The organism is bacterium (assembly GCA_016873475.1).
Lineage (GTDB): Bacteria > Krumholzibacteriota > Krumholzibacteriia > JACNKJ01 > JACNKJ01 > VGXI01.
On sequence record VGXI01000051.1, the window covers coordinates 1 to 17,650 of the forward strand.

At 69.6% G+C, this 17,650-nt stretch carries 14 protein-coding genes; 12 read left to right on the forward strand and 2 right to left on the reverse strand.

The window, feature by feature from the left end:
* A partial coding sequence (locus tag FJ251_06230) for a hypothetical protein (protein MBM4117330.1) occupies positions 1-208 on the reverse strand: 208 nt, incomplete at its 3' end.
* A gap of 103 nt (positions 209-311) precedes the next feature.
* On the opposite strand from FJ251_06230, the gene FJ251_06235 reads away from it, so the two are divergent.
* The 12 genes from FJ251_06235 to FJ251_06290 all read left to right on the forward strand — a co-directional run bounded on the left by FJ251_06235 (position 312) and on the right by FJ251_06290 (position 14,119).
* Entirely contained in the window at positions 312-446 is a 135-nt protein-coding gene (locus FJ251_06235; protein MBM4117331.1) for a DUF3465 domain-containing protein, read from the forward strand.
* A 110-nt stretch (positions 447-556) separates the two neighbouring features.
* The gene (dusB, locus tag FJ251_06240; protein MBM4117332.1) at positions 557-1,555 is read left to right on the forward strand and encodes a tRNA dihydrouridine synthase DusB; all 999 of its coding nucleotides are present in this window, start codon (positions 557-559) and stop codon (positions 1,553-1,555) included.
* Positions 1,556-1,569: 14 nt separating this feature from the next.
* Positions 1,570-2,355, forward strand: a complete 786-nt coding sequence (larB, locus tag FJ251_06245; GenBank protein ID MBM4117333.1) for a nickel pincer cofactor biosynthesis protein LarB — start codon at positions 1,570-1,572, stop codon at positions 2,353-2,355.
* Entirely contained in the window at positions 2,355-3,641 is a 1,287-nt protein-coding gene (larC, locus tag FJ251_06250; GenBank protein MBM4117334.1) for a nickel pincer cofactor biosynthesis protein LarC, read from the forward strand. The genes larB and larC overlap by 1 nt, the downstream gene beginning before the upstream one ends.
* A complete protein-coding gene (locus tag FJ251_06255; GenBank protein MBM4117335.1) occupies positions 3,638-4,459 on the forward strand; it encodes a tetratricopeptide repeat protein in 822 nt (273 codons plus the stop codon). The genes larC and FJ251_06255 overlap by 4 nt, the downstream gene beginning before the upstream one ends.
* Complete coding sequence (locus FJ251_06260; protein ID MBM4117336.1) at positions 4,311-5,906, forward strand: ABC transporter ATP-binding protein; 1,596 nt, start codon at positions 4,311-4,313, stop codon at positions 5,904-5,906. The genes FJ251_06255 and FJ251_06260 overlap by 149 nt, the downstream gene beginning before the upstream one ends.
* A complete protein-coding gene (locus FJ251_06265; protein ID MBM4117337.1) occupies positions 5,809-6,738 on the forward strand; it encodes a YihY/virulence factor BrkB family protein in 930 nt (309 codons plus the stop codon). The genes FJ251_06260 and FJ251_06265 overlap by 98 nt, the downstream gene beginning before the upstream one ends.
* A 163-nt stretch (positions 6,739-6,901) precedes the next feature.
* Positions 6,902-9,232, forward strand: a complete 2,331-nt coding sequence (locus FJ251_06270) for a hypothetical protein (GenBank protein MBM4117338.1) — start codon at positions 6,902-6,904, stop codon at positions 9,230-9,232.
* A gap of 21 nt (positions 9,233-9,253) precedes the next feature.
* A complete protein-coding gene (locus tag FJ251_06275; protein ID MBM4117339.1) occupies positions 9,254-9,994 on the forward strand; it encodes a T9SS type A sorting domain-containing protein in 741 nt (246 codons plus the stop codon).
* Positions 9,995-10,127: 133 nt separating this feature from the next.
* On the forward strand, positions 10,128-11,447 hold the full coding sequence (locus FJ251_06280) for a hypothetical protein (GenBank protein ID MBM4117340.1): 1,320 nt from the start codon (positions 10,128-10,130) through the stop codon (positions 11,445-11,447).
* A gap of 108 nt (positions 11,448-11,555) precedes the next feature.
* Positions 11,556-12,926: a dipeptidase gene (locus FJ251_06285; GenBank protein ID MBM4117341.1), complete on the forward strand. Its 1,371-nt coding sequence runs from the start codon at positions 11,556-11,558 to the stop codon at positions 12,924-12,926.
* 38 nt (positions 12,927-12,964) lie between these two features.
* Positions 12,965-14,119: an acyl-CoA dehydrogenase gene (locus FJ251_06290; protein MBM4117342.1), complete on the forward strand. Its 1,155-nt coding sequence runs from the start codon at positions 12,965-12,967 to the stop codon at positions 14,117-14,119.
* Between the two features lie 96 nt (positions 14,120-14,215).
* On the opposite strand, the gene FJ251_06295 is transcribed toward FJ251_06290, so the two are convergent.
* Positions 14,216-17,293: an efflux RND transporter permease subunit gene (locus FJ251_06295; GenBank protein ID MBM4117343.1), complete on the reverse strand. Its 3,078-nt coding sequence runs from the start codon at positions 17,291-17,293 to the stop codon at positions 14,216-14,218.
* Positions 17,294-17,650 lie beyond the last annotated feature (357 nt).

Below are 17,650 nucleotides of genomic sequence, written 5' to 3' on the forward strand. Positions count from 1 at the left end.
AAACGATGGCCGGCACGCCGTCGATGGCGGCCTCCTCGAGCAGCGCGATGCCCAGGCCCGTCTTGCCCGAGCCGGTCATCCCGACGCAGACGGCGTGCGTGCAGAAGTCGCTCGCGTCGACGAGCAACGGCGCCTCGGCGCGCGCGCCCGTGGCGGGGTCGATCTCGCGACCGAGGTAGAAGGCGCCCAGTTTCTCGGGGACTTGCACGGCGGCCTCCCTTGCGTGTTAGCCTCGCGGCACCGGTCCGGCAAAGGTAGCCCAAGATGCTCCACGTGAGAATGAGAAGCTCGCGCCGCGCCTGCCGCTGGCCATGGGGGATGCCCTCAGCGCCCGCGGCGAGTACGAGTGGAATCCGGAGGGCGGGGTCCTGCACTGGACGCACCGAGATCCCGAGGGCCGGCGTCCCGGCGGCTGGATCGAGCGTGCGGGGCGGAGGGTAGACTGAGACTCGCCGCCGGATTGCCTTTCACCCAGTCATCCGCTATCCTGAGCGGACCGAACGGCGCGCGCAAGCGGCGCTCGCAGAGCCGTTTATCTCCGATCGCGAGGTTCCGCATGGCCCACTCGCCCGCCAAGGAGGAGCGCATCCAGCGCCTGCGCGCCCTCGTCCGGGCGGGCGGCGCGGCCTGCGCGCCGATGGCCGGCGTCACCGACCGCCCCTTCCGGCGCATCTGCCGGCGGATGGGCTCGCTCTACGTCACCACCGAGTTCATCTCGAGCGTGGGGCTCGTGCGCGGCCGCGACAAGGTGCGCGCGATGGCCGCCTTCGACGAGGCGGAGCGGCCGCTCGGCATCCAGCTCTTCGGCGCCGACCCGGCGGCGATGGCGGCGGGGGCCCGCGCGGCGGCGGCGCTGGGGCCCGACTTCATCGACATCAACTTCGGCTGCCCCGTGAGGAAGGTGACGCGCACGAACGGCGGCTCCTCCTGCATGCGCGACCTCGGCCTCATGGAGCGCATCATCCGCGCCGTGGACGCCGCCGTCGATCTGCCCGTCACCGTCAAGATGCGCGCGGGCTGGGACGCCGAGAGCCTGAACGCGCCCGAGGCGGCGCAGATGGCCGAGGCCGCGGGCGTCGCCTGGGTGGCCGTGCACGGCCGCACGCGGGCCCAGCTCTACACGGGCAAGGCCGACTTGGGCGTCATCCGCCGCGCCCGCGAGGCGGTGGCGATCCCGGTGCTCGGCAACGGCGACGTCGTGGATGGCCCGAGCTGGCAGCGCATGGTGGACGCGACCGGCGTCGACACCGTGGTCATCGGCCGCGGCGCGATCGGCAACCCCTGGATCTTCGGCGAGATCGAGGCCTGGCGGACCGGCCGCCCCTGGCGGGGACCGACGCTCGACGATCGCATCGACCTGCTCATCGCGCACATGGAGGACAAGGTGGCCGAGCAGGGGGCCTGGAAGGGCATCGTCGCCTTCCGCAAGCAGATGAGCCTGTACCTGCGCGGCCTGCCGGGCGCCGCCGAACTGCGGCGCACGCTCTTCGCGCTCGAGGAACCCGCCGCCGTGCGCGCACTGCTCGAGGACTACCGCGGCCGCGCCGCGGCCTAGCCCGGGAGCCCGACGTGGAGGAAAGCCGCATTCGCGAACAGCTCGAGGCCCTGGCGGCCGGCAGGCTCAGCGTCGAGCAGGCCCTGCGGCAGCTGGCCGGGCTGCACGTCGAGTCCCTGGGCCACACGCGCGTGGACCACCACCGCGCCCTGCGCACGGGCTTTCCCGAGGTCATCTACTGCGCGAGCAAGGAGCCGGCGCAGGTGGCCGAGATCGCCGCCGCGCTCGACGCGGCCGGCACGCGCATCCTCGGCACGCGGGCCACGCGCGAGCACTTCGAAGCGGCGGCCGCGCGCGTCGCGGGCCTCGATTACCACGAGCGGCCGCGGCTCTTCCTCAAGGGCATCCCCGCCCGCGAGGCGGCCTGCGGCCACGTGCTCGTGGTCTGCGCGGGCACCAGCGACCTGCCGGTCGCCGAGGAGGCGGCCTGGACGGCGCGCCTGGTCGGCGTGCACGTGGAGACGCTCTTCGACGTCGGCGTCGCCGGCGTGCACCGGCTCACCGAGCAGCGCGACCTGCTCGATTGGGCCCATGCGATCATCGTGGTCGCCGGCATGGAGGGGGCCTTGCCCAGTGTCGTCGGCGGGCTGGTGCGCGTGCCGGTCGTCGCCGTGCCGACCAGCGTCGGCTACGGCGTCGCCTTCGGGGGCGTCGCCGCCCTCCTCGGCATGCTGAACAGCTGCGCCATGGGTGTCAGCGTGATGAACATCGACAACGGCTTCGGCGCCGGCCTCGCCGCGGCGCGCTTCGCGCGCGGCCTGGGCGAGGCCGTCAGGCGCGAACGGGAGGAGCGCGGGTGATGGAGCAGCACGCGCCGGGCGCCCAGAGCGCGCCGGGCTGGGGCGGGCGCCGCGAGCCGCTCTTTCCGGGCGCCCAGCGCGCCCTCTTTGTCGATGCCCCCAGTGGAATCGCTGGCGACATGTTCCTCGTCGCGCTGGCCGGTCTCGGCTTCTCGCTCGCCGAGCTCGAGGCCGCCTTCGCCCGCGCCGGCGTCAAGCTCGCCCTCGCCGCCGAACCCGTGACGCGCCATCACCTGGCCGGGCTCCACCTGCGCGCCGAGCTGCCGCACGAGCACGTTCACCGAGGCCTTGCCGACTGCCTCGCGATCGTGAACGCGCTCGGACTGCCTGCGCCGGCCGCGGCACTCGCCGAGCGCTGCTTCCGCCGACTCGCTGCCGTGGAGGCCGCGCTCCACGCGACCACCCCCGCCAACGTGCACTTCCACGAGGTGGGCGCGCTGGACTCGCTGCTGGACATCGCCGGCGCGGCCCTCGGCCTCGCGCGGCTGGGCGTCGGGCAGGTCTACCTGCGCGAGCTGGCCGTGGGCCGCGGCACGGTGAAGACGGCCCACGGCGTGCTGCCCGTGCCCGCCCCCGCCACGCTCGCGCTGCTCACCGCCAGGGGCGTGCCGCTGCGCGAGGTCGCGGTGGACGCCGAACTCGTGACGCCCACCGGCGCGCTCATCCTGGCCGAGACCGCCGAGCCGGCGCCGGCGGGTCTCGCCTGGCGCCCGCTGGCCAGCGCCTATGGTGCCGGCACGCGGGAGATTCCCGGCCGGCCGAACCTGCTGCGCCTCACCCTGGCCGAGCCGCTGCCCACGGCCGCGACGGAGGGCCTCATCCACCGCGAGCTGCCACTCCTGCGCTGCACCGTCGACGACATGAGCGCCGAACGCTGCGGCTATCTCATGGAGCGCCTCTTCGAAGCGGGCGCGCTGGACGTGCACTTCCGGCCCCTCCAGATGAAGAAGAACCGGCCCGGCATCGAGATCGAGGTGCTGGCCAGCGAGGACGCGGAGCAGCTCGCGCGTCTGCAGGGTCTACTCTTCACCGAGACGAGCACGCTGGGCCTGCGCATCGCGCGCGAGGAGCGCGTGGAGCTGCCGCGCCGCTTCGAGCGCGTCCAGACACCCTGGGGGGAAGTGACGATGAAGGTGGCCACGCTCCCCGGCGGCGACCGGCGCGCCGCGCCCGAGTACGAGGACTGCGCGCGGCTCGCGCGCGCGAGCGGGCGGCCGCTCGCCGAGATCGAGGAGGCGGCGCGCCGCGCCTGGGCCGCGCGCCGGGAGGAGGAGGGAGCCCGATGAAGCGAAGCAGCGGCCGCGCAGTGCGTCTCGCGCTCCTGCTGCTCGCCGCTGCGCTCGCGCTGCCGGCCTGCAGCCAGAAGGGCGAGACGCCGCAGGGCAGCACGACCCCGCCCCCGGCCCGCCCTCGCGACGAGGTCCCGCGCGAGGCGCCGCGCCGCGAGCCCGGCATCGCGCATGTCGTGCAACCCGGCGAGACCTGGGCCGGCCTCGCGGAGGACTACTACGGCGACACGGCCCGCGCCCGCGGGCTGCAGCGCGCGAACCCCGACAACACGGCCGCGCCCGCGCCCGGCGACACGCTCTTCATCCCCTTCACGGCGCGCGAGCGGGAGATCTACGCCGAGCGCGCCAAGGCGCGCGGGCCCTACAACGAGGGTCTCGCCCTCGCGCAGCGCGGCGACTACCCGGACGCCATCCTCAAGTTCGAGGAGGCGATCGCCGCGGATTCCAAGCTGGCGCGCGCGCACTACAACCTCGGGCTCGTCTACCAGCGCGCCGGCGCGCCGCGGCGCGCCGCGTCCTGCCTGCAGAAGGCCTGCGAGCTGGCGCCGAGCGCGGACACGCACTACGCCCTGGGCCTCGCCCAGCGGGAGATCGGCGAGATGGGCAAGGCCGAGCGCAGCTTCCGCGCCGCGCTCGAGCTGGCCCCGGACCACCTGCCGAGCCTCTATGCCCTCGCCCGTTCGCTCGCCGAGCGCGAGAGCGGCGAAGCGGAGCGCTACTGGCGGGCCGTGCTCGCGCGCGATCCCGAGGGTCCCCGCGGCCGCGAGGCCGCCGCGGCGCTGGGCCTCGCGCCCGGCGCGGACTCGGAACCCTGAGCATGATGGGCCCGGCGCAGGCCGGCGCGCGGCGATGAGCGCGCTCCTTGCGGCGCGCGGCCTCGTCGTCGAGCGCGGCGGTCGGCGCCTGCTGGACGGCGTCGACTGCGCGCTGCGCGCCGGCGAGCACTGGCTCGTCTGGGGCGCGAACGGCGCCGGCAAGACCACCCTCGCCCGCGTGCTCGCCGGATTCCTCGCCCCCGACACCGGCCGCGTGGAGTACGCCGCCGGACTCGAGCCGCCGCTGCCCCTGCTGGTCGCCGATCCCGATGCTCAGCTCGCCGCGGCCAGCGTGCGCGACGAGGTCGCGCTCGGCGCCCGCCGGCCCGGCGAGCCGCGTCTGGACCGTGCGGGTCGCGGCCCGGCGGCCGCGCGCATCGCCGCGGCGCTCGCGGACTACCGGCTGGAGCCGCTCGCCGCGCGCAACCCGCACGCGCTCTCGGGCGGCGAGAAGCGGCGCCTGAACCTCGCGGCGCTCTCCGTGCTCGAGGCGCCGCTCCTCATCCTCGACGAACCGGAGCTGCACCTCGATCCGCCCTCCTGGCGGGACTGCTGCGCGCTCATGGCAGCCTGGCGCGCGGCTGACCCGCAGCGGGCGCTGCTCGAAATCAGCCGCGATCCCGAGCGCGCGCTCGTCGCGGACGGGCTGCTCGTCCTGCACGAGGGGCGGGTCGTGGGGGCGGGCGCGCCGCGGGAGGTCTACGCGGCGCTGCGGGGACGCGGCCTGCCGATCCCGCGCGTGGCGGCCTGGGAGCCGCTCGCCGCGCCCGCACCGGCGCCTGCGCTGCTGGAGCCGGGCGCGCCACTCCTGCGCGCCGAGGGTCTGCGCCTCGCGCGGCCCAGCGGCGGCCCGCCCGTGCTGGGCGGCCTCGACCTGAGCGTCGCCGCGGGCGAGCGCGTGCTGATCCTCGGCGAGAACGGCAGCGGCAAGAGCGCCTTGCTCGTGCTGCTCGCGGACCTGGCCGACCCCACGAGCGGCCGGCTCTGGCTGGACGCGGCCGCCGCCCCGGCGCTGGCGTTCCAGGAGCCGGAGCGGGTATGCTTCGCCGAGCGCGTCGAGGACGAGGTGGCCTTCGGGCCACGCCGGCGCCAGGGGCTCGCGGGCGCGGCGCTGGCCGCGCGCGTCGAGGGCGCCCTGGCGGCGATGGGCCTGCCGCCCGCCGAGTTCGCGGCGCGGGACCCCTTCCAGCTCTCGGCGGGCGAGCAGCGGCGCCTGGCCCTGGCCAGTGTGATGGCCCTGTCGCCCGGCCTGCTGCTCCTCGACGAGCCGGGTGCGGGCCTGGATGCAGAAGGCTGGGCCCAGCTGATGGCCGCCCTGGCCGCCTGGCCGGGCGCGCTGGTCTGGGCCGATTGCCGGCAGCCGGCGGGTGCGGCGGGCTTCTTCCATCGCCGCCTGCGGCTGGAGGCCGGGCGGCTCGGCGAGTTGTCGGCGGACGCGGAGGCGTGAGTTGCGGCGGTTGATCCGGCAGGCGCGGCGCTACCTGGCCTTCCTCTGGCGCGAGTACCGCGAGGACCGCTGCGCGCAGGCGGCAGCGGCGCTCGCCTTCGGCACCCTGCTCAGCGTGGTACCCCTGGCCGCCCTGCTCGGCTGGCTGACGCGGCCCTTCCACCGTTACATCGCGAATCCGATCGAGCAGATCGCGCCCTTCTTCACGCCGACGCCGCGCCTGCAGGAGATCATCCGCCAGAGCGTGGAGCGCTACGCGGGCAACGCCACGCAACTCGGCCTGATCGGCCTGCTCTTCTTCCTGCCCGTGGCCTGGGGCATGCTCTCCTCGATCGAGAGCGTGATCAACGACATCTGGCACGTGGAGAAGCGGCGCGGGCAGTTCCACCGGCTCGCGCATTTTTGGGCGGCGGTGGTCTTCGCGCCGCTGCTCTTCTTCGCGAGCGCGACGCTCAAGCAAGCGATCGAGCGGGCGGTCATCCTCGAAGGCTGGCTCGACTCGCGCACGGTGAACTGGCTGCTCGGCGACCTCGCGCCCTTCCTGCTGCTCGTCGCCTCGGCCACGCTGGCCTACTGGATCCTGCCCAACAAGCACGTGCGCTTCGGCTCGGCGCTGATCGGCGGCGCCGTGACGGCCCTGCTCTACCAGCTCGTGCACTGGGGTTTCGGGCTCTACGTGTCGAGCGTGGGCGCCTACGACCGCATCTACGGCCTACTCGGCGCGATCCCGGCCTTCCTGATCTGGGTCTTCCTCGTCTGGTCCGTAGTGCTGATCGGCGCCGAGGTGGCCTACAGCGCCCAGCACGCCTGGGACGAGGAGCCGCCGCGCTGAGTGCAGTCGATTCAAGCTAGATTCGGCGGACTCGCGGGCTATCTTCCCGGCCGTCGGAAGGCTTCAGGGCTGCCGCGCCGCCCGCCCGTCACTCCGGATGCCACAAAGTATCTGCTCAGCGACTTGACAGGCGCTCAAGCCGGTCTAGACTTGGCTTGATGCAGTGCCCCAGGCCGCGGTGGTCTTGAATCTGGCGTTGACGCTGGGAGGTGGGCGATGGACCGGCGAAGGCAAGCTGTTTTTTTTTCAATGGCTTCTAGTGTCGCTTCTGCTCCTGCTTCCTGGAGTGAGCGATGCGGAGATCATCCCACAGCACCTGATCGTGCAGTACGTGGAGCGACCAGCCGTGATGGCGGTGGTGAATGACTCCCTCGACACGGAGCAGCCCGAGTCAGACGGGTTGATCAACCGCAGGCCGGTGGAAGTCGCGGTCTTCCTCTGGCAGGAGGAATCACCCCAACAGACCTTCCTGAGCAACTGCCTCCTGGTCGTCTATCAGGATTCCCTCCGCCTCACCGAGCTGGACTCGCTCCGCCAGAGCCTGGGTACCCGCGGTGAGATCGAGGCGACGTTCCTCGATAGCAGCAACACGCTCGACTCCGATCTCATCGAAGTCCATGACACCCACGGCGATCTTCAATGGGATCTCCATGATGACAGCGGCGAGGCGCACGACATTGATTGGCTGCGGGCCTGGTCGCTGGGTGATCCCGACTTTTCCGCACAGGCCGTGGTCGCGGTCCTCGACAACTCCTCGGTGTTCAAGTCGAGTTTCGATGCCCCTCCTGCGGAGATGGACTTGATGCACCCGGACTTCGACTGGGAGTTCTGCTGGCTAAATGGCCAAGAGGATCTGGCGGCGGTAGGCATCCCGGGCGAGTTCGATGAAGAGGACATCGATCTCTACGATGACGACGGCAACGGCTTCCTTGACGATGTCATCGGCTGGGACTTCTCGCACTGCTACTCCCTCTGGCAGGAGAGTGTCGTCGGGCTACCCCTGGACTGCGATCTCGTGGAGGGGATGCTCTGTTGGGCTGGTTCAGGCCCCTATCAGGTCAACGGCGATCCGTTTCCTCACGTCCTAGCAGACCACGGAGCCAAAGTCGTCGGCGTCATTGCCGCCATAACCGATAACAACCGCGGGATTGCCGGAATCACGAACATCGGACTTGGTACTTCAGGCATCCGCGTCATGCATCTCAAGACAGGACGAATCTGGGGCACAGCGGCGCAGTCCGCGCGGGCGTTGGAGTATGCTCGCCGCATGGGTGCCGAAGTGGTCAACATGTCCTGGGGTAGCGATGACGCTGCCGAGCTGCTGAGTCCGATTCTCGACATGTGCTACGAGGACGGCATTGTCCTCGTTGCTTCCGCCGGAAATTGGAGTCCTGAGGCAGGACTTCATGCGCATTTCCCTTCAACGCATGACAAGGTGATCAGCGTGGCTGCCAGCACGTCCGTGGATCTCTGGCGAGACGATAGCTGCTACATCGTGGAAGGAGAGGAAAGCGGCGTGGACATCGCCGCTCCGGGGCAGAGTATCCCCACCCTCACGCTCGGCCTGAGCGGAGCGGAGAACGAAGACTGCCAATACGCCGAAGACTATGACCTCAGCTTCAACTACACGAGCGCAGCGGCCCCGCACGTCGCTTCGGCGGCTGCGCTCTTAATCGCCCACGCCCCGGATCACTTCAGGCGAAACCCCGACGCTGTGCGCTATCGGCTCACGCGCTCCGCCCAGAAGATCGACGGCGCGCAGGAGTACCCCTACATCGATGGTGTCTCAGCGCGGCTTGGATGGGGCCGGGTAAACCTCTTCTACGCCGCGAACTACATCGAGGGCGCCCAGTCTTCGGTGACCCGCATCCAGCCCAGTCTCGAGAGCCACCCGACAGTCGTCACTTGCCCCGGCGACACCCTCGACAACATGATTTTCAGGCTGACGCTGAAGGACGAGTTTGGCGAGCTCGTCTCCACGGATCCCGATGTGCTTGGTAAGGCATTGGAGTTCAGTGCGCAAGTCCCCGGGCCGCCGCCGGTCTCCGTCGATTTGATTCAGGATGCCGAGTTCATTGCATACATCAACGACCTGGGGATCGGGGTGTACGTCCCGTTCGCCAAGGTGGTTGCATCGGGAGACGCGTACGTGGATGTCCACCTGGTGAATCCGGAAGGCTGGGGCAAGATCGATGTGAAAGGGCATGTCATCGATTCGGCGGCGAAGCGCGTGAAGTGGTTGGATCCGCTGCACATGAACTTCCTAGCGGGGTCGTTCATGCATGCGGAGCTGGGCAACCCACTGCCAGTGACATTCACGACGGTTGACTTCGATGCTGATGGGGATGTCGACCTGCGAGATTGGAAGATCTTCGCCGAGATGTTGGGAAGCACGACCGAGGACGAGGAGTACTGCATCTGCGGAGACTACGACGCCGATGGGGATATCGACATTGCCGACTCGGAGCTGTTCTCGACCCACTTCGGGCACTGATCAAGAGGGGAGGTTGGGGCTGTGAAACTAAGACACTTCGTTGGAGCTACTGCCCTGCTACAGATGGGGCTTCCCGCCTCGGCAGCTGTCACGCTGACCGTCGAGAGTGAGACCGAGTCGGAAGTGGTCGTGTCGATCTCAATGGCGGATTCCGAACAAGCGCTCGCCATTGGGCTGCATGGCTTGGCCCAAGGCCTGTGCCTGCCTGAGGTGTTTGAAATGGCGAGCGGTACGCGGGCGGCAGCCAAGCAGGACGACAGTGCGTTTCTGCTACTGGTCGGATCGAGTGGGCCTTTCGCACCGATTCTGCCGATCGATGCGGCCGGACAGGTACTTCTGCGCGGCTCCCTTCAGAAGACCTCCACTAGTTGGTGTCTGTCCTTGACTAGCGCGGATTTGATTCAACCTGGTGGGGAGCAGTTTGCGATCATCAGCGCTCCGGTGAATGATTCGCCTCTGATGCCGGAAACGGCAGCGCCCCCAATAGGCCTCGAGGTGTACCCGAATCCAGGCTGGGATCGCATCCTTCTGTCGCTAGGCGGCGAAGCGGAATCGGTGGTCGGCCTTCGCGTCTATGATGCACAGGGCAGGGTCGTCCGGGACCTCGCAGCAGCTCAGAGGATGGCGGCCTCGCGGCAGGAACCGGTAGCCTGGGATGGTTGCGACTCCTCCGGCCGTCACCTCGGGGCGGGTATCTACTTCGCACGGGTGTTCTACAGGGGCGGGGCAGAGGCTTCATGCAAGCTCACGCTGATTCGATGAGGTGCTAGCCGTGGTCCCCATTCGGGTGGGAAGGTCTTGGCGAGTTGCCCTGGGAGCACTTGCTCTTGGCTGCTTCCTTCATAGCTCGGGAATGGCCGGTGGTCACTGGACAACCGCGTTCTGCGGAAACGGATTGGACGCCAAGACTCACTGCGTACAGCCCTTTGGTGGTGAGATGGTCGTTGGTGGGCGGTTTGCGTATGCGGGGGGAACCCTGGTCAACTCCATTGCCAGCTGGGACGGGCAGGAATGGACAGCGCTCGGTGCGGGGCTAGGCGGGGCATATCCGATCGCGAATGTCTTGTGCGAATATGAGGGCGCTCTCTATGTAGGCGGCGACTTCGACCTCGCGGGAGGACTCCCAGCATCCAACCTCGGCAAATGGTGTGCTGGGCAGTGGGTGCCAACGGCGGACATCAGCGGGGAAGTCGGCTGCATGACGGTCTACAACGGTGACCTCATTGTCGGCGGCGGCTTCAACTTCGTGTACTGGGACGGCCACGCCACGTATACCGGTCCCATCGCAGGTTCGAATGGCAGCGAGTGGTTCTCTGTCGGCCAGGCGAGTGGCGGGGGGGCCATCGATCTCGCGGTCTTCGACGGGTATCTTGTCGCGGGTGGGGACTTCTACTCCATGGGCGGTGATCCCGACCTTGACCGCCTGGCGCGTTGGGATGGTCAGACTTGGAGCGCCTTCGATCCATCCGGATCCGATGCGGTCTCTGGCGGACTCGTCAAGGATGTCGAGGTCTATCGGGGAGAGCTGTATGTTGCCGGGTCGTTCACGAGCATCGGTGGACGCCCGATCCGCAAGCTCGCGCGCTGGGACGGTGCGAGCTGGCAGCCCTTCGGTGAAGAGATCCTCGCCGCCATGGTGTATCCGAACCTGATCGAGCTGGAGGTCTACCAGGATGCGCTCTTCGTCGGCGGCTACCTCCAGGTCGGCGCGCCTTGGAACACCGAAAACCTCATGCGCTGGGACGGCACGGAGTGGACCGCCTGCGGTCTCGGGTTGAACGACATCGTCATTGCCATGGCAATCTGGGATGACGGCCACGGCGAGAAGCTCTACACCGCGGGCGAGTTCACGCTCGTTGATGGCGTCATCGACAGCCGCTACATCGCCGCCTGGCAGGAGACGCCGGTAACGGCGGTACCCGACCTCGCCGACGCCGACGGGTTGGCGCTGAATCCCTGCACGCCGAATCCCTTCAACAGCGCGACGCGCCTTAGCTACTCCTTGCCTGAGGCGGGGGCAGTCTGCTTGGATGTCCTGGACATCCGCGGGCGGCGGCTCGCCACGCCGCTCGCGGGCTACCAAGAGGCCGGCCCGCACTCCCTCGTCTGGCTCGCCCAGGACGATCTCGGCAACCCCCTGGCCTCGGGTCTCTACCTCTTGCGCTTGAGCGCCGCGGGGGCGATGCGGATGCAGAAGATCGTTCTCGCGAAGTAGGGGGTTCCGGGCAATCGAGGCGATTTCCGCTCCTCCCTCTCGGGACCTGGAACCCTGCGCGCCCCTGTGCTAGGCTCCCTCGTTGGCCTACCGACGAAGGGACCCCCGATGGACAAGGTGATCGCCCGCATCTGCGGCGCCGCCGAGCGGCAGCGCGCCGAGCTCTTCGAACTGCTCCGCATCCCCAGCATCAGCGCCGAGCCCGCCCGCAAGGCGGACATGCAGCGCACGGCCGAGTGGCTGCTGCGCAAGCTTCAGGCCATGGGGGTGAGGAGCGAGATCATTCCGACGCCCGGGCACGCCCTGGTCTACGGCGAGCACCTCGCCGCCAAAGGCGCGCCGACCGTGCTCATGTACGGCCACTACGACGTGCAGCCCGTGGACCCGCTCGACCTGTGGACCACGCCGCCCTTCGAGCCGACGATTCGCAACGCGGCCGTCTACGCGCGCGGCTCCTCGGACGACAAGGGCCAGGTGCTCTGCCACCTGCTCGCCGTCGAGGCCCTGCTCGCCGAGACCGGCGGCCTGCCGGTGAATCTCAAGCTCCTCATCGAGGGCGAGGAGGAGGTCGGCAGCCCCAACCTCACGCCCTTCGTGCGCGCCAACCGCGAGAAGCTGGCCTGCGACGCGCTCGTGGTGAGCGACAGCGCCTTCTTCGCCAAGGGCGTGCCCAGCCTGGTCTACGGCCTGCGCGGGCTCGCCTACCTCGAGGTCTTCCTCACGGGCCCAAACCGCGACCTGCACAGCGGCACCTTCGGCGGCGCCGTCGCCAATCCGGCCGATGCCCTGGCCGGCATGATCGCGGCGCTGCACGATGGCGAGCGCCGCATTGCCGTACCCGGCTTCTACGACAAGGTACGCCCGCTCAGCCCCGCCGAGCGCGAGGAGTACAAGCGCCTGCCCCACAAGGATGAGGCCTACATGAAGGAACTCGGCGTGAACGGCCTCGTCGGCGAGGCCGGCTACAGCACGCTCGAGCGCACATCCGGCCGGCCGACGCTAGAAGTGAACGGCATCTGGGGTGGCTACACGGGCGAAGGCGCCAAGACCGTGCTGCCGGCCAAGGCGGCGGCCAAGATCAGTTGCCGCCTGGTGCCGGACCAGGACCCGGACGAGATCGCCCGCCTCGTCGAGGCGCAGCTCAAGCGCCTCGCGCCGGCGGGGATCGCGGTCGCGGTCAAGCAGCACCACGGCGGGCGGCCCTTCCTCTGCGCGCTGGACAGCCCCTTCGTCGAGGCCGGCAAGGGCGCGCTGGAGGCCGCGTTCGGCAAGCGCCCCGTGCTGGCGCGCGAGGGCGGCTCGATCCCCGTCGTGGAGGCCTTCAACCGCGAATTGAAGGCGCCCGTGGTGCTGATGGGCTTCGGGCTCCCCGACGACAACCTGCACTCTCCCAACGAGAAGCTGGACCTGGAGCAGTTCCACAAGGGCATCGAGGCGGCGGCGCACTTCCTGGCGCTGGCGGGGAAGGTGGGAGGGTGACTACTTTAGGGGCAACCGCAACGACGGGAGGGGCCGTGCTGAACCTGGAGCTGAACGAACAGCAGCAGATGATCCGCGACATGATCCGCGACTTCGCGGTGAAGGAAGTGGAGCCGATCGCCGCGCGCATCGACGAGACGATGGAGTTCCCCGAGGCGAACATCGCCAAGCTCGCCCAGCTCGGCATCCTCGGCATGACGGTGCCGCCGGAGTACGGCGGCCAGGGCATGGACCACCTCAGCTACACGATCGTGGTCGAGGAGCTCTCCCGCGTTTGCGCGAGCACGGGCATCACCGTAGCGGCGGCGATCAGCCTGGGGATCGGGCCGATTCTCGCCAACGGCTCCGAGGAGCAGAAGAAGAAGTGGCTGCCCGACCTCGCGGCGGGCAGGTTCCTGGGCGCCTTCGGCCTCACCGAGCCCGGCGCGGGCTCGGATGCCGGCAGCCCGCGCACCACGGCCGTGCTCAAGGGCAACGAGTGGGTGATCAACGGCACGAAGCAGTTCATCACGAACGCGGGGCACGCCGGCCTGATCACGATCACCGCCAAGACGGACACGACGGCGCCGCGCGGGCACGGCATCAGCGCCATCGTCGTGCCCAAGGACGCGCCCGGCTTCAAGCTCGGCACCAAGGAGAACAAGCTGGGCATCCGCGCCAGCGAGACCTGGGAGCTGATCTTCGAGGACTGCCGCGTGCCGGCCAGCAACCTGATCGGCGAGCTGAACACGGGCTTCGGCACCTTCATGCGCACGCTCGAGGGCGGGCGCATCTCGATCGGGGCGATGGCCCTGGGCATCGCGCAGGGGGCGCTGGACAAGGCCGTGCCCTACGCACTCGCCCGCGAGCAGTTCGGCAAGCCGATCGCCAGGCACCAGGCCATCGGCAACATGATCGCCGACATGGCCACCGAGATCGAGGCGGCGCGCCATCTCGTCTACAACGCGGCGCGGCTGAAGGACGCCGGCCGGCCCTACGGCAAGGAAGCCGCGATGGCCAAGCTCTACGCGAGCGAGGTCTCCATGCGCGCGGCGAGCAAGGCGATCCAGATCCACGGCGGCTACGGCTACACCAAGGAGTACCCGGTGGAGCGCTACTACCGGGACGCCAAGCTCACCGAGATCGGCGAGGGGACGAGCGAGATCCAGCGCATCGTGATCGCCCGGCGGGTGCTCGAGGAGTTCGGTGGATAATCTCGGCGGCCTGCTGCTGAAGGCCTTGCTCTTCCTGGTGGCGCTGATCGCCCTGCGCGAGTTCTTGAAGCGGGGCGGCGGCGGCTGCTGAAGCCCCTAGTCGTCGCGGTCGCGGCGGCTAGTGATGGTGACGAACAGCGCGGGCACGACGAAGAGCGTGAGCAGGGTGGCGGAGACCAACCCCCCGATGACCACCGTTGCCAGAGGCCGCTGGACTTCCGCGCCGATGCCCGTGTTGACTGCCATCGGCACGAAGCCGAGGCTGGCGACGAGCGCGGTCATGAGCACGGGCCGCAGGCGGCGATCCGCGGCCTGCAGCACCGCCGCCCGCAGCGGCAGCCCCTCGGCCAATAGCTGGCGGATCGTCGAGACGAGGACCATGTCTCCGAGCACGGCGACGCCAGAAAGGGCGATGAAGCCCACGGCGGCCGAGATGCTGAACGGCAAGTCCCGCAGCCAGAGCGCGAGCACCCCGCCCACCGCGGCGAAGGGCACGCCCGTGAACACGCGCGCGGCATCGATGACCCGCTGGTAGGTCACGTAGAGCAACCCGAAGATCAAGCCGAGGGCGATCGGCACTACGATCAGCAAGCGCGCCCGCGCCCGCTCCAGGTGCTCGAACTGCCCGCCGAAGCGGACGTAGTAACCCGGGGGCAGCGCCACTCGCTCGCTGATCGCGGTGCGCAAGTCGGCGACCAGACTGCCCACGTCGCGACCGCGGGCGTTCGTCTGGATCGTCACCCGGCGGCGGCCCCACTCGCGGTTGATGGTGGAAGGACCCTCGATCATCCTGATGTCGGCCAGCGACGCGAGCGGCACCAGGTCACCGGCGGTCGCGGCGACGAGGATCCTGCCTACCGCGGCAACGTCGGTGCGATAGCGGTCGTCCAGGGTGATCGCGATCGGGAACCGGCGCTCGCCCTCCTGGAGCGTGCCCACGCGCCGCGTGCCGAGCGAGGCGACGGCGTCCAGCACCTCGCTCGTCGCGATCCCGTGGCGCGCGATCGCCTCGCGATCGACCTCGATCTGCAGGATGGGCTGACCCGTGAGCTGCTCCACGACCACATCTGCGGCGCCGGGCGTCGAGCGCATCACCGCCTCGATCTCCCGCGCCTTGGCCTTGAGCACGGTGAAGTCGTCCCCGAAGAGCTTCACGGCGACGTCTGCGCGCACCCCGGCGACCATCTCGTTGACACGCATCTCGATCGGCTGTGTGAAGACCATGCGCATGCCCGGAAAGCCCGCGAGCTTGGCTTGCACTGCCGCGACCAGCTCGTCCTGGCTGCCGGCGTGCATCCACTCCTTCCGCGGCTTCAGCGTGATGAAGATGTCCGAGAGCTCGAGCCCCATTGGGTCAGTGGCGACCTCCGCGGTGCCGGTGCGGGTCCAGACCCGGTCGATCTCCGTCGGGAAAGCCTGGAGTAGTGCGCGCTCGATGTAGCCGCCGTAGCGCACGGATTCGTCGACGGCGACGCCGGCCAGGCGGATGGTGTTGACGACGATGGCGCCTTCGTTGAGCCGGGGGATGAACTCCGAGCCGAGGCGGGTGGCGAGCAGCCCGCCTGCGACGACCAATAGTGCTGCGCTGGCGATGACGAGGCGCGGGCGGCGAAGCGCGGACTCAAGGGCCGGGCGGTAGGCGCGCTTCGCCCCGCGGACGACCCAATTCTCCCTGTCGGCGAGGCACCGCGGCAGAAAGGTCGCGCTCAAGGCGGGCATCAGGGTCATGGACAGCACGAGCGAGCCGCAGAGCGCGAAGATGACGGTCGCGGCCATCGGCCGGAACAGCTTGCCCTCCACGCCTTCGAGGGCGAGGATCGGCAGGTAGACGATCATGATGATCAACTCGCCGAACAGGGTGGGCCGTCGCACCTCTACGGCGGCCTCCTGCACGATCTCGGCGCGCGAGCGCCCGGTTCGATCCTCGGCGATGCGGCGGACCGAATTCTCAACCGTGATGACCGAGCTGTCGACGATCAACCCGAAGTCGATCGCGCCCAGGCTCATCAGCGTGCCCGCGATGCCGGCGCGGACCATGAGGTCGAAGGCGAAGAGCATCGAGAGCGGGATCGCTGCGGCGACGATGAGCCCGGCCCGGAGGTTGCCGAGGAAGAGGAATAGCACCGCGATCACCAGCAGCGCCCCCTCGAAGAGGTTCTCGCGTACGGTGTGCAGGACCCGGTCGACCAGCTCGGTGCGGTTGTAGACGGTCGTCACCTGGACGCCCGCGGGCAGGGATTTCTTGATCTCGGCGAGGCGCAGCTCCAGGCGCCTCGCCACGTCGTGGCTGTTCTCGCCCATGAGCATGAAACCGAGGCCGAGCACGATCTCGCCCTTGCCGTCGGCGGGGACTGCGCCGCGACGGATCTCCCGGCCCTCAACCACGCGGGCGAGGTCGCGAACGCGAGTCGGCACGCCATCCCGAACGGCAACGGGGATCTCCTCCACGTCTTCGAGGCTGGTGACGATGCCGATCCCCTGCACGAGCGCCGATTGCCCTGCCTGATCGAGGGTGCCGCCGCCGACGTTCGCGTTGTTGCGCTCGAGCGCCTCGGCCAGCTGACCCAGGCTGAGCCCGTGCTGGGCCAGGCTGACGGGATCGACGAGCACGTGGATCTGCCGCTCGTCGCCGCCCCAGGTGTTCACCTCCGCAACCCCGGGCACGGTCCGCAGCTGCGGCTTGATGATCCAGTCCTGCACGACGCGCAGCTCGCTGAGGCTCTTGCCCGCGCCCGTCACGAGGTAGTGGAAGATCTCGCCCAAGCCGGTGGCCACGGGACCCAGTTGCGGGCGTTCGATGCCCATGGGCAGCTCGACGGCCTGCAGGCGTTCCATGACCACCTGGCGCGCGAAGTAGACGTCCGTGCCTTCGTCGAAGACGAGGGTCACTTGCGAAAGGCCGAACTTCGAGATGGAGCGCACTTCCTGGAGATCGGGCAGCCCCGAGATCGCCTGCTCGATCAGGAAGGTGATCTGGCGCTCGATCTCAAGGGGGGACAGCGCCGGCGCGACCGTGTTGACCTGCACCTGCGCCGGCGTGCTGTCGGGAAAGGCGTCGATCGGCAGTTCGCGCAGCGCCAGAATCCCGAGGCCGATCCAGACCAGCGAGGCGGCGATCACCAAGGCGCGGTGCCGGATGGACCAGCCGATGACGTGGGCGAGGAAGCGATCCATCGGCTAGCGCGCCTCGCCAACGTCGCAGCAGCCGGCGCCGATGCTCTCCTTGAGCGTCTCGGTTTTCAGGAAGAAGCTCCCTTCGGCGACCACCAGTTCGCCGGGCCGCAGGCCGGCGGTGACGGCGAGCAGCGGGGTGTCCGATGGCGCCAGCGCGACGTGCCGCGTCTCGTACTCCCCGGCGCCCACGGGGACGAAGACGATGGATGTCCCCTTGGCGTCCTGGACCGCCGCCCGCGGCACGAACGCCGCGGTGCCCCCGCTCGGCGTGTAGATCCGAGCCCGCGCGTAGGTGTTCGCGCGCAGCGCGCCTTCGGCATTGTCGAGCGGCGCGCGCGCGCGCACGGTGCGGGTGGG

Bases quoted from the DNA above. Each gene is read 5' to 3' on its own strand.
- larC (MBM4117334.1), top strand. From the start codon at position 2,355: ATGGAGCAGCACGCGCCGGGCGCCCAGAGCGCGCCGGGCTGGGGCGGG.
- FJ251_06285 (MBM4117341.1), top strand. From the start codon at position 11,556: ATGGACAAGGTGATCGCCCGCATCTGCGGCGCCGCCGAGCGGCAGCGC.
- FJ251_06295 (MBM4117343.1), bottom strand. From the start codon at position 17,293: ATGGATCGCTTCCTCGCCCACGTCATCGGCTGGTCCATCCGGCACCGC.
- FJ251_06235 (MBM4117331.1), top strand. From the start codon at position 312: ATGGGGGATGCCCTCAGCGCCCGCGGCGAGTACGAGTGGAATCCGGAG.
- FJ251_06255 (MBM4117335.1), top strand. From the start codon at position 3,638: ATGAAGCGAAGCAGCGGCCGCGCAGTGCGTCTCGCGCTCCTGCTGCTC.
- dusB (MBM4117332.1), top strand. From the start codon at position 557: ATGGCCCACTCGCCCGCCAAGGAGGAGCGCATCCAGCGCCTGCGCGCC.
- FJ251_06260 (MBM4117336.1), top strand. From the start codon at position 4,311: ATGCCCTCGCCCGTTCGCTCGCCGAGCGCGAGAGCGGCGAAGCGGAGC.